This window comes from Schinkia azotoformans, from assembly GCF_035811335.1.
GTDB lineage: Bacteria > Bacillota > Bacilli > Bacillales > Bacillaceae_J > Schinkia > Schinkia azotoformans.
Genome location: NZ_JARSMD010000067.1, coordinates 1 through 1,353 on the forward strand (window position 1 = coordinate 1; position 1,353 = coordinate 1,353).

The window sequence follows — 1,353 nt, forward strand, 5'->3', positions numbered from 1 at the left end:
TTGACCTGAAGTTAATGTTGAGCCTTTGGCGTCTACAGATACTTTTAATTCGCCTTCTGCTCCGTCAACTTCGAAGAACATTGGTACTTGTACTGAAGCATCCGTTGCTTTACTCCAGTCACCTGCAACTTTTAATTCTAAATCTTGATCTGTTACTTGGACTACCTCAAATTTTGCATCAGTTGAGCCAATTTGACCTGTATATTTTTCTTTCACCCATTTAACACCTGATGGTAAGGTTAAACGGAATGTATCAGTTGTTCCATCAAATTGTACATCATCTTCTTTAATAATGATGTGGTTGGATGCAGTATCACCGGATTTATAATCATTATCTACATGTAATACCTTATCTACTAAGTTTGTGGTGTTTGCTGCATCTGCAGTGATTGGTGCTACGATCGGTGCTACTACGCCACCTACTAATGCTGCTGTTGTCATTACGTTAAGAACTTTTTTCATTGTTGGTTGTTTAGACATATTAATGTATTCCTCCTGATGTTTGGTATTATAATTTTTCTCACTTGTTTTCTTTTTCTATATAAGTGAGTTTGTTAACTAACTTAAAACTTACTATTCTAGTAAATCATTTTTGAATCACACATTCAATAGTAATTCATTTCCAGTTTATTTACATTCAACTAGAAACAATTTACTGATCAAATAATTTGATGCGTTTCGGAGCACATTTAATAGTTCGATTCATGTCACTGTCGTGCCTCACAAGTTATATTAAACTACTTTTAAACGAACATCTCAATGCCAATTTTCTTCCAAATAAGGTCTTTTTTAGCTTTATAATTTATTCTAAAAAACAAATACTATCATTAGATATTTTCACATTGCATAAAAAAGGAAGAGACCTCTACGATCTCCCCCACTAGATGAAATAATTATTATTTTACAGTTACAGTTTGGTCAGCTTCGTTCCAAGCTACGTTTGCACCTAATGCTGTTGCTACAGCACGTAATGGAAGAACGGTACGGCCATTTACTACTTTTGCTTTTGTATCCATTGTGATTTTAGCACCGTTCAGTGTTAAGATGTTGCTGCCAATTGTTAATTGAGCGACTTGACCATCTTTAATGATCGTTACTTGACGAGTTGCTTCATCCCAAAGGATTTTGCTACCTTCCACACCTACAGACTTCGCTACATAACGAACTGGTAGGTATGTGCGGGATGCTTCGATGAATGGAGCTACGTCCATCGTTTGTTCTACGCCTGCTTCCGTGTAAGTAGTTTTACCTACTGTGAATACTACATCACCTACACGTGCGTTACCATCTGCTGGTGTTACCACGGTTGCGATTGCTTTCTTCGCAACGTAATTTTTGTCAAATTCGCCAACT

1 protein-coding gene and 1 pseudogene are annotated in these 1,353 nt (G+C 36.5%); both read right to left on the bottom strand.

What is annotated here, in order from left to right; all coding sequences use genetic code 11:
- A pseudogene (locus P9E47_RS22755) lies at positions 1-480 on the bottom strand (copper amine oxidase N-terminal domain-containing protein); the annotation flags it as partial.
- 416 nt (positions 481-896) lie between these two features.
- Positions 897-1,353: copper amine oxidase N-terminal domain-containing protein (locus P9E47_RS22760; protein ID WP_326165162.1), on the bottom strand; the 457-nt coding region annotated here is incomplete at its 5' end.